The 11049-nt window shown below is 48.2% G+C and carries 12 protein-coding genes; 1 reads left to right on the plus strand and 11 read right to left on the minus strand.

All coding sequences use genetic code 11. The annotated features are described in order from the left end of the window. On the plus strand, nucleotides 1-197 hold a 197-nt coding region (locus VIS94_12240), incomplete at its 5' end, for a hypothetical protein (GenBank protein HEY9161836.1). A 277-nt stretch (nucleotides 198-474) separates the two neighbouring features. Here the strand turns inward: VIS94_12240 and VIS94_12245 are convergent. The 11 genes from VIS94_12245 to VIS94_12295 all read right to left on the minus strand — a co-directional run bounded on the left by VIS94_12245 (nucleotide 475) and on the right by VIS94_12295 (nucleotide 11041). Further along, nucleotides 475-975, minus strand: a complete 501-nt coding sequence (locus VIS94_12245; GenBank protein HEY9161837.1) for a hypothetical protein — start codon at nucleotides 973-975, stop codon at nucleotides 475-477. Between the two features lie 347 nt (nucleotides 976-1322). Next, nucleotides 1323-2330 carry a type VI secretion system baseplate subunit TssG gene (gene tssG / locus VIS94_12250; GenBank protein ID HEY9161838.1) on the minus strand — a complete coding sequence of 336 codons (1008 nt, stop codon included), beginning with the start codon at nucleotides 2328-2330 and terminating at the stop codon, nucleotides 1323-1325. Next, nucleotides 2294-4087 (minus strand): type VI secretion system baseplate subunit TssF, encoded by a 1794-nt coding sequence (gene tssF, locus VIS94_12255; GenBank protein ID HEY9161839.1) that lies wholly within the window; start codon nucleotides 4085-4087, stop codon nucleotides 2294-2296. The genes tssG and tssF overlap by 37 nt, the downstream gene beginning before the upstream one ends. Before the next feature lie 61 nt (nucleotides 4088-4148). Then, nucleotides 4149-4553, minus strand: a complete 405-nt coding sequence (locus VIS94_12260) for a four helix bundle protein (protein ID HEY9161840.1) — start codon at nucleotides 4551-4553, stop codon at nucleotides 4149-4151. Nucleotides 4554-4569: 16 nt separating this feature from the next. Further along, nucleotides 4570-5034, minus strand: a complete 465-nt coding sequence (gene tssE, locus VIS94_12265) for a type VI secretion system baseplate subunit TssE (protein ID HEY9161841.1) — start codon at nucleotides 5032-5034, stop codon at nucleotides 4570-4572. A gap of 69 nt (nucleotides 5035-5103) precedes the next feature. After that, nucleotides 5104-6054, minus strand: a complete 951-nt coding sequence (locus VIS94_12270) for a GNAT family N-acetyltransferase (protein HEY9161842.1) — start codon at nucleotides 6052-6054, stop codon at nucleotides 5104-5106. 156 nt (nucleotides 6055-6210) lie between these two features. Beyond that, entirely contained in the window at nucleotides 6211-6708 is a 498-nt protein-coding gene (locus tag VIS94_12275; GenBank protein HEY9161843.1) for a type VI secretion system tube protein Hcp, read from the minus strand. Between the two features lie 110 nt (nucleotides 6709-6818). Continuing rightward, complete coding sequence (tssC, locus tag VIS94_12280) at nucleotides 6819-8309, minus strand: type VI secretion system contractile sheath large subunit (protein ID HEY9161844.1); 1491 nt, start codon at nucleotides 8307-8309, stop codon at nucleotides 6819-6821. A gap of 19 nt (nucleotides 8310-8328) precedes the next feature. After that, the gene (gene tssB, locus VIS94_12285) at nucleotides 8329-8841 is read right to left on the minus strand and encodes a type VI secretion system contractile sheath small subunit (GenBank protein ID HEY9161845.1); all 513 of its coding nucleotides are present in this window, start codon (nucleotides 8839-8841) and stop codon (nucleotides 8329-8331) included. A gap of 3 nt (nucleotides 8842-8844) precedes the next feature. Further along, the gene (tssA, locus tag VIS94_12290; protein ID HEY9161846.1) at nucleotides 8845-10227 is read right to left on the minus strand and encodes a type VI secretion system protein TssA; all 1383 of its coding nucleotides are present in this window, start codon (nucleotides 10225-10227) and stop codon (nucleotides 8845-8847) included. Nucleotides 10228-10237: 10 nt separating this feature from the next. Next, entirely contained in the window at nucleotides 10238-11041 is an 804-nt protein-coding gene (locus VIS94_12295) for a type VI secretion system accessory protein TagJ (GenBank protein ID HEY9161847.1), read from the minus strand. Nucleotides 11042-11049: the final 8 nt, after the last annotated feature.

Below are 11049 nucleotides of genomic sequence, written 5' to 3' on the forward strand. Positions count from 1 at the left end.
AACCCCGGCTTCTCTCTCCTTCAGTATCCGGATTATCTGCTCCTCTCCAAATCTCCCTCTCCTCATGGTACGATCCTCCTCTTACCTTTTTACCAGATCATACTCGCTTCAAATATGGCTTATTTTTCGGGGGGAAGGTCAAAAATGTTAAAAATAATCCAAGGATGGACGCAATATTTCCTATACAGCCCAAATAAGGTGACCTTACGAGATCTTCCAACATAATTTTATCAATATACCATATGTTATCATTATGCCAATCATGAACATAATTGCCAACGTCAAAATCACCCCTTGCTACCACCGCGGAGCAACTTATTGAAAAATACCACTAGGGAGAGGACTGGGGTGGCTGATTCTTTAATAACTTAATCAATAATAAGTTATATAGTTATCGGCTTTTAAAAGGGGTCAGCCCCCAACAATTGACAAGAAAAGATGAATGTTGAAACGCGATCCCTTATGATTCCCCGACTATTGTTTCTGTCGAAATCCATTTATAACCCATCCCGCAGAATATCCAAGGCCATACACCCCTAAGCTAATACCAAGCCAGACGAGGAAGGAGAATAGGATGGTTTCTAGTTGTTTAGTTCTTAACCGAGCCATGCCCTTCTCATATGCGGTCTCAACGGAGGCAAAGTCAACTTTCTTTGAATACCTATCATGGAGCCGAGTAAGTATTTCTTTATCGCTCAAATCGGCGTAGTACTTCACTCTAATTTCATCAGGTGACTCATAGTCAATTGTTCTAAAGTCATAGGGCGTCATGCCTCTCGGAAAATCCCTTTCTATCTCAGTTTTTGAAAAACCAGCATCCAACATTTTTTTAATGTATTCATCGTGTCTAAGAGCCTCAAGTTCTTTAAGGAATGCATCGTTTCCGGATACAAGTCTAATTGAGTCCAATAGTCTATTGCGATCAAGTTCTGATCCAGAGGGCAGAGTTAAAATCGTCAATGCCGTAGTAGCCAAAAAAAACAGCCCGCAGAAAACTATCCATAGACGCTGCCAACCGTTAAATTTTTTTTCATTCCTTATTCGTCCTTACAATTAATATACGTAATACACAATTATGATATTTATCAAACAGCTTCCTTGATATTATGCTTGAATAACTACACTAATGGTTTATTCAAATCAAATGGTTATATCTCATGATAGCTCTTTCTTTTTGCTCACCACTCACCACTTTTATACAGGGCGGCAGAACAAAGCAGGTCGAGGAGCGACGAAGCGGAAATGCGAGGTGTACTTTTACGTACTCCGCAGCGTTTCCGCTAGGAGCGACAATGAGATGCAAAGTTCTGGCGCCCTGTCGCTCAAACCTTCTCGCGGATGATAATGTACTTATCATCCGCCGCCCCGCCTTCAGGCTGTACCAGCCACGTCGTCTCCCCTATATGATACCCCAACCCTAATCCCAGCGGCGGTACTTCTTCTTTTTTAAGTATGATCTTCAGATCGTATTCATATTCAATGCCTGCTGAAAACCGCACCATCGCTTTGACAGGTTCCTCCATATCGCCGCCCGGAAGGAACTTTTGATATTCATCATAGCCCATTGGCCCGATATTAACCCGGAAACCTGTCTGCATGTCCGTCACTTCGGAACCCACGACCGTATCGACTCCGAGCGCGGCATTCGCCGTACCCAGGCTTGTCATGTCCTCGGTCGTCAATTTAATGCTGCGTTCTCTGAATTGTTCAAGGCTTACATCGGTACCTGTCATGCTTGATATAACTGCCGTGAGCGAAGAGACTGACGGTGCAGGCCTTGAAAGCTGGCCCGTGTAAAAAAGGAACCTCTCTGCCGGAAGGCCCGACATTTCGAGAAGCCATCTCGTACCAAGGCCTGAGAGGCTCAAGAGCATGGCGCTCAGTCTGTCGGTATGGTCCTCGGAATAGTTCTCGGCGAAACGGCTCCTTTTCCAGGCCAGGTAAAACAGAGTAATAAGCCTGTGGTGGAAGATGTCGAGAAAAGACGTAAGGCTGAAATCCTTTTCACGGTTTCTGTTAAGCGCCAGATCATTGAACCAGTACGGCATCACCCCCGACGGTCCGATCATACCCATGAATGCGACCGACATTACCGGAGGGCCGCCCTCTTTATCCTCAATCGAATCAATCTCGCAAGGTGGAAAGGCGAAACCCGGCTTCACTGAAAATCTCACGGGCTCTTTTCCGGGTTCAAGTGTAACGCCAAGTTTCTCTTTACCGGAACTCAGCTCTTCCAGCAGCCTTACGGCCTTGAAGAATGAAAATGACTGCGGCTCTGCGAAGAGCCTGTCGGTTATAGAAGTATTCTGCTTCCGTTTCTTGGCGGCCATTTCTTCAAGGGCTCCTTTTTCTGGACCGTCCTTGCCTCTAGCTGGACGAATGAGTTTATGGAAACGTATTGTGCCAGGAAACTCTCGAGGATGGAGGCGAACAAAAACAAACCGGCGCCTACGAATTTGTCCTCATCAAAGGTTATGCTGGTCTCGATCCCGCGGATGAAAGACACCCCTATCCTCCTTGTGACATGATCGGATGTGACCTTCGTGATGCCCGATATCTGCTGTCCCGTTGAAGGCGAGTTGTCGAAATCATACAGCTTGAGTATCTCTTTAAGGGCCTCCTCTCCTCCGCTCACAATCGAGAGGTAGTTGAGCGAGAGGTGCGAGATCAGCTTCCACTGAAGGCTTCCGCCCAGTGAAGGCCTTCTGCAAGGAGTAGGCTTTATGAGGCTAGTTATCCTTGAGAACGGGCCCGCCGTGTCGAGGTCGAAGTCTCCCTGAGAGTCGCCGAAAGAAAGCCTTGCAGGCAGGTCCCTGTTCGTGCATGTCACGTGTACGGTTACAGTCTCGACACCCGGGTCGGCAGGTTTCAGCGTTGCATCTGTGAACGACAGGTACACCTCGGTGCCGGAATCGCCCTTCTTGCCTGAATCGAGCCTCTTTATGTTCCAGAAGACCTTGCGGCCCTCTTCCTCGTCTCCAAGGTGCCTCAGCGAGAATATGGGCCTGTAATCAACCACCTTGCCGCCAGAAAGGCTTGAAACCACGCTGTCAACGGCAAACACCTCGGTGGCGTTCTGCCGCCTGATGTCAGGTATGATCCGGTAGTCGCTCATCCTGTGTTCTATTCTTACAGGCTCGGCTATCCTCTTGAATATGTTCACGGCAGGCGTTGCGTTAAGGCAGAAGGTCTCAGCACTCATTACAAGGTTCTGCTTTACCGGCCTATCGAGATATATCCATATATCCAGGGTGTCAGTAAGTTCGTAATCCCTGAGCCTTCCCAGACCCGTGACATCTACGAAGAGGAATTTCTCCGGGAAGCAGAAATATTCAAAGAGCAGCAGGTAGCCGGGGAACGAACGTGACGAATACGGCAGCAGGTTTTCTTCCTCTTTGAAGCCCGCAGGCCTGATTTCATCAGGGGAAAGCTGGATATTGACGGTTTGTCCCTGTATGCTTTTCGCCTCGAGTTCGACATGGCAGACATTGTTCATGAGGAGTTCATAAAGATTATATACATGCTGATGCTGGGCATTAAGGAAAAACCTTATGCCCTCCCACCCGAGCTGGGAGACCGGGATGCTGTTGAAAGTCTTAAGTTCAATTTTTATGGCCTGCTGGGCGTTTCTGATGCTGAGTCTGGGTGTCTTGAGCGATGCGGACGCCACCTCGACAGGCCAAGCGGAAACCGGGTATGAGGTCGAGAACTGGCAGGCTATCCCTCCCACGGGTTTGGAATATAGAGTCGTACCCTTTTCAATAGAAAAGCCCGAGGCAGGGATGTTCTGTCTGATTGGCTCGAATTTTACAATCGTCATGGACGGGATCGGGTTTATATAATGTGGGTATATGATGCTGAGCAGAGACTCGGTTATCTCCGGGAATTCGTCGTCGATCTTTTTGTGTACCCTGGCAGAGAGGAACGCAAACGCCTCGATCAGGCGCTCGGTATGCGGGTCTTCGCACTTGTCCGGCTCGAGCTGTAGCCGGCCTGCTATTTTCGGGTATTTGCGCGCAAATTCCGCACCTAACTGACGGATAAATGTCAGCTCTTTTTCATAGTAACTTAGAAGTTCATCATCCATAGTATTGGGAATCAGTGGTGAGTTGTGAGTGGTGAGTTAACAAACAAACGTAAATGATCATTTAAATACTCCCCAGTTTTTTTATTAAGTTATAAAACATCCTTTGAAGTTCGTCTATTTTCACCTGCACGCATTCATAATGTTCATGACATATGTAATTCAACTCTTTTGCAAGAATTATCTGTGTGTCAAGCTCTGCAAGAGAACCTTTCGCTACCGATAAAAATCTTATAAATTCCTTTGTGCTGTTCCTAGCCTGACCTTCGGCAATGTTAGAAGGAATTGAAATTGCTGACCTGCGTGTTTGATAAAAAAGCCCGAATTTTTCTATTTCGGGAAACGTATTTGTAAGTTCATATACCTTTTTCACAAGTTCCATACTTTTTTTCCAGACAAGAAGACTCTTATAATTTTTTACCTCTTTTCCGGTCTTATCCATCATGAACTGCCTTTTCTCACCACTCACTACTCGGAACTCGCCACTATCCCTTGACTGTATATTCGCCTCGGTTCACATCAAAAAACGTATCGAACGAGACAGGCTCGGTTTCCGGTTCGACGACAAGCATGGCGTTTATCCTGAACCTGAGAGAATTGATCCTCGAATCGCCCTCGACAACAACACTTACGTTCTTGAGCCTCGGCTCAAAGCGGGCGATCACCTTTTCCATGTCCTGTTTTATTGCTTTTTTCACAGATATATTTCCGGGGTTCTGGGATGTAAAGTCTGAAACACCGTATGTAAAGAGTGAACTGTTGACCTCTTTAAAACCATCGGGGGGGTCGAATATGTGCCGTCTTGTGTTGAGAAGGTTTTCCAGGTCGCGAACTACCTGCTCCTTGATCTGCCTTATATCAAGATACCTTTTCTGCGGAGGCTCCTGTGACAGATCTGGGTCATTGTCTATCAGCCTGTCCAGTATAGACGGAAGAATATTTTCATCCATAGGCATCATTTACCTTATTTAGCTTATAAGTTCGAGTGCCCTTTTAAAATCATATCGAAAATATCAGGATCATGAGCCTTTTGGATGCAGCCTTCCTGCAACCCAGTCATCTCTCAGTATTGCATAAATGACATAATCTTCGTACCTGCCCCACTTCAAAAACGCCTGCTGCAAATATCCTTCACTCTTCATTCCCAGCTTTTGCATCACTTTGCCTGAAGCAGGATTGCGTGCAAAATGCTTGGCGGTTATACGGTTCAAATCAATTTCCTCAAACCCGTATTTTATGATGGCCGATGCCGCCTCGGTGCAATAGCCACGACCCCAGAAATCTTTCCCGATCCAGTAGCCCAGTTCCCCTGAATTGCAGGCCTTATCGATTGCATGTATTGAAATACAACCCGCAAGGCCTCCGGTTTCCTTTATCGTAACGGCAAGTGCAAGCATTTTGTCGCCGGTGAATTCATCCTTATGCGTATTAATCCATGCTTCTGCCGCACCGGCGGGATACGGGTGCGGTATGGCCGCTGTCGTGTCCGCCACTGCAAAGTCACCCGCCAGCCTTTGAAGTTCCGGCGCATCGGACAGATTAAATGGCCTCAGCACCAGCCTTTTGGTGACAAGCGTGGGAATTTCTTTTTCTCCAAGGAATGAATCCGCATCATCATCACAATCACGGAAATTTTCAGGCACGAAACGTGGTGTGCAAACTGCCAGGAATATAAGGTCTTTCTCCCCTGTGTTCGTTATCCTCTGTCTTACTCCGGGAGGTATTACTGCAACATCGCCTTTTGAAACAGAAACCGCTTTTTCGCCGCCGATCTCGACAAGCCCCTCTCCCTCAATGATTATGTACCGTTCCCATGTGCCTTCGAGCCAGTGGAATCTTGTCGTGACCCCGGGCTCAACCCTTACCCTGGCAATGGACACTCTATTGTCGGCGGATGAGTTCCACCATTCCGTGATAAAACAGTTTTCTCTGAAATGATATTCCTGGGGATTATTTCCATGTACAGACATAAAATCAAGTTATTGAGCTGTTAAAGCTGATGAGTTGCAAAAGGATGTCCTCATGTCTTTATTTCTTAATAGTTTGAGAGCGTATCAGCTTCATTATTTTAAAGCCGAAAAACCTCTCCTGCTTTTTTGTCTTGCAGGAGAGGCTTTTTATTTATCTTACGAACCCTTATTGGTTACAAGGTCCCAGTTGGCGGCAACGTTTCCTTTGGGTTTTCCGGTCTGATGATCTGTCTCTGTGTAAGTCCATTCCATCTTGCCGTAGCTGAATGCGACCTCTTCCAGTGGCAGTGTCTCACCGCCCGATGTAGAGCCTCCAGGCCTGACGGAGCTCACGATAACATCGGTCATCTTATATTCCATATATTTGACCTTGTCTCCGCCTGCCCTGCAGAGTTCAACCTTGACTTCCTTGATATGACTGCCGTTGCAACAGAAAAGGTTGAGTTTGGGTGAAGCCTTGTCCAGCGCCTTGACGATTGTAAACGGGCTGTGTTCACATCTTTCCGCAGTTCTGCCGCCCCCGCTGCTTACCGAACCTGAAGCCGGCTGTGAAACACCATGGCTGTAGGACAGTATTTCAATCCAGTCCTTATGCTTGTCATCCGTGCTTTCACCGGGTATTCCTTCAATTTTTAAAAAAGCATCAAATGCCATCGCCTATCCCTCCCTTTCTTTGTTTACTTTGTTTTAGCATAATCATGAACACGATCTTTTTATCTCAGCCTTTAATATGACCTGTAAGCCATATAAGGCCTATCCTGAATTTACCCTTTTGCCGGAGGCGGAAGCTCGGCAACCAGCCTTAAGGACACCGACAGCTCGTCGAGCTGGAAGTGAGGCTTGAGGAAAGCCACAGCCCTGTACGCGCCGGGCTTGCCCGGAATCTCCGCCACATCTATCCTCGCCTCTCTCAGGGGCATCTTCGCCTTTGCATCCTGTCCTGCATTGTCATCAAGAAGCACATAATTGCTTATCCAGCGGTTAAGGAAATCCTCTGCGTCCTTTCTGGTCATGAAGCTTCCGATCTTGTCCCGCATAATGGATTTCAGGTAGTGCGCAAACCTCGACACCGCCAGAATGTACTGGAGTTGAGATGAAAGTTTCGCATTGGCGTTGGCCGCATCCGTATCATATGCCTTGGCCTTGTTCACCGTCTGAGTGCTGAAGAATGCGGCATAGTCGGTACCCTTGCAGTGAACAAGCGGAACGAAACCGAGATCGGCAAGCTCTTTCTCCCGCCTGTCAGTAATCGCCACCTCGGTCGGGCATTTGAGAGCCACATCTCCGTCATCGGTTTTGAAGGTATGCACCGGCAGTCCCTGTACAAGTCCGCCGCCTTCGACACCTCTTATGGCCGCGGTCCAGTGGTATTTGGCAAAGGCCTCGGTCAGCCTCGAACCAAGGGCATACGCCGCATTGCCCCACAGATATTTGCTGTGGTCGGTTCCTGTCACATCCTCTTCGAAATCGAACGTCTCGACCGGCACATTGTCTTTTCCGTATGGCAGCCTCATAAGCACATGCGGCAGCGCCAGGGCGACATATCTGGAATCTTCCGATTCTCTCAGAGATTTCCATTTTGCATACTCCACACTCTGGAACGTCTTCGCAAGGTCTCTCGGAACACCGATCTCGGTGAAGCTGTCGAGATTGAACATGTTGGGCGAAGCGGCCGAGATAAATGGAGCATGGGCCGCCGCGGCAACCTGCGATACCTTTTCGAGAAGGGCCATATCCTGAGGGTGATTGCTGAACTCGTAATCACCGATCAGCGCTCCGTATGAAGCGCCGCCGAACATGCCGAACTCCTCTTCATATATCTTTTTGAAAAGTGTGGACTGGTCGAATTCGCTTGCTTTTTCCATATCTTTAAGGAGGTCGCTCTTTGAAACGTTCATAACCCGAAGCTTCAAAGACTCGCCAGTCTCGCTCTTGTTGACGAGATAGAAAAGCCCTCTCCACGATCCTTCAAGCTTCTGAAAATCCTGATGGTGCATGACCTCGTTGAGCTGGTCGGATATCAGCTTGTCGATCTGGGCGATGCGGGCGTTTATCATGGCCTCGGTATCTTTCGACACCGTGATCACGCCTTCCATTATCTGGCTTACAAATTCTGAAAGGATGTCCTTCGCCCTTGCCTTCTGCACATCGTCGCGGGCCATTCGCCCTTCGTCGATAATCTTGTCGAGAAGACTCAATTCCTCTTTTTCAACTGTTTTGGTCTCTTTCCGGGTCAATTCCTGATTATCAGGCATACTCGCCACCCCCTCCCTATTATTCCTTCTTCTTCATGCCCGCATCGGCGGAAAGCTTCTGCAGTGCGTCGGTCGACGAAATTACATCCTGGAGAAGCTCGTTGAGATTGTCATTTCCATCCAGTTTGTTCAATAGCTCAGATAGCTTTTTCCTGGTTTCTATAAGCTTCTTGAGCGGATCGATCTGCTCGGCAACACGCTCCGGGGAAAAATCGTCAAGAGACTTGAATTTAAGCTCGACCGCTATCTTGGAATCATCGTTCGAAAGCTTGTTGTCCACCTTGTATGCGAGCCTCGGTTTCATGCCTTCCAGCACCTTGTTGAAATTGTCGCGGTCTATTTCCGTGAATTTTCTGTCCTTCAACTTCGGCAGCGGCTCTTCCGGCTTGCCTGAAAAATCCCCAAGCACGCCCACAACGAACGGTATCTCCTTCATCTCGATGGAGTCCCCGATCTCGACATCATAGGTAATCTGGACCCTCGGGGCCCTGACTCTGTCGAGTGTATGCTGCAGACTCTCCTTTTTCGCCATAGCTTAACCTCCTGAGTTTATTTGCTCCTTATAGGAAATAGCCTTTGTTATATCCCTTGTGCAAAGCCTCGGGAACAGATCGTTCCTGGCCTTTGCAAAATCGTCTTCACTTGCCCCTTCCGAGGTCAGGCACTGGTAATATGCATCGATCACTTCGGCTATCCAGATCGGAGATTCCCACTTTTCAAGACCCAGTTCGTCGATAAGCGCATAAAGCTGTTCGATTACGGGCCTCGCAAGATCCGGCCTCTGCGCCGTGAGGCTGAGTTTTGCCATGAAGAGTTTGTACCGGTTTTTCTGTCTGATCGACGGAGCCGCCGAGGATGCGTCAAGAAGCTTCTGCAGGGCTTCCTTGATTCCGCCTGAATTAAGCGTATCGAGCGCATCCTGCCATACAGCCTCTTCCACTCCCGAATTCTCGCCTAAACTTGCCGGTTGAATTATCACCGATACACCTCCGGCAGGCTGAACAGGAGAAACTGCAGCAGGAGATTTCTTCGCCTTTCCCGGTGAATTCTCTTCCCGGGTCGCATCATAATCCGCTGCTGCCTGTTCAGTCTCTTTTTTCTGGGCAGGCTCGACACCGCCCTTTTCTTTAAGGATACGTTCAACAAGCCTTAGATTATCGTCTATGGCGCTTCCCAGCTCAGTCAGCCTCGGAGCGTCTCTGCCGAACTTTTCCTCGACAATGGCGTCAAATTTATCAAATCCGGCTTTACATCTGGCTATTTCCCCGGCAAGAGAGGCATAAAACTGCTTTGATGACCTTGAAGCCGCCGCGTCGAACTGTTCTCCGGTTATCTTGCCCTCAGAGATTTTTTCTTCACGGGCCTTTTTCTTGTTCTCGTCGATATCTCCATACTGGTTCTTGAGGTCCTTTTCAAAACCGACCTGCCTGGATTCCTGCCAGCGGATATAGGAGTAACCTTCCGTAGAAGACGGGTCAGTCAACGGAATTTCATTTATTGAAGGAGATATCTTGTCGTTTAAAAACGACAGGGGACCCGCCCTGAATTCAAGGTCTCCATCATCGATTGCAGGATATACAGTATCCCAGAAATCCGTCAGGAATGATGTCAGTATATCAAATCCTGCGGCAAGTCCCGAAAAGCCTGTCTTCTTTATCAGGGCCTCTATCAGCCAGACCGCAATCTGTATGTCTTTTGTTCTGTTGGCCAGGGCATCGATTGCTATCCTGATGACCTTTTCCCAGTCAGAGGTTTTCAGGTCGCGCTGCCACTCCCCCTGGTCGAGCGTATCATCAGCACGCCTTGCCTCCTTGATCTCCTCGTAAACACCTGAATACCTGAGGTCTTCACCGCTGGGATTCTCTCCTGCAATGGGGGCGATGATCCTGTCAATGTCCTGCTGTTCAATTTTTTTCATAACTTTTCAATCATTCCTTATGAGGAAAATTAAAGACGATTTCCGCTAGTTCAAGAAGCGGTACGTCATTTTGTCCGATTTGAATCACATGCTGTCCCAGACCTTTGGAGAAATTCCCGCCGAGATCTTCCCATTCAGTCATCCGCCCCAGCCTTATTTCCGGAGATTTACTGAATTCAGAACCCGGATATAAAACAGGGAGATTGCAGTTTGCAGTAAGACCTTCCCATGTAGTGATGCTTGCAGGAATCCAGATAAGGTCCAGAAGGCTCTTCGGTTTTGCAACAACAAGCTCTCTTATTGCTTCGAAAGGAATCCACACATATCTGTCATGCACGAATGCCTCTAGGAAGAATTCCAGCACCGAGTCCGTGTCCTTGATGCCCAGGAATTCTTTATCTCCAATCTTCCCTGAAAGCCCCGGCCTCATGCCTGCCGCATCGTCGAACAGTTTTCGTGCCTTTTTCAGTTCACCTTCCGCCAGGTTTTTACATGCTTCCCAGTATGCTTCAAAATATGTCGGCGCATCAGTCAGGAATGACGGGAGCCTGCTGAAAAGGCATACCTTCAGCCTTTCATCCTGCGCCCTCAGAATATCCTTATAAGCGGATACCGCAACAGCTTTTCCTGCATCAATGGTGCTTATCATGTCGAGGTGTTTGAATGCCCTGTCCCATTCACCGCATAATGCAAGCACCTGAAACATAAGTGTCCGTCTGGCGGTATCGGCAGGCTTTGCTTTGATTTCATCGGTGAGAATTCCACGGGCCTCTTCAAGCCTGCCGGCTTTTATAAGTTCTGCCGGGCCCATCATAAAAGGAT

The sequence above is a fragment of the Desulfomonilia bacterium genome (genome assembly GCA_036567785.1).
In the GTDB taxonomy this organism is placed as follows: domain Bacteria; phylum Desulfobacterota; class Desulfomonilia; order UBA1062; family UBA1062; genus DATCTV01.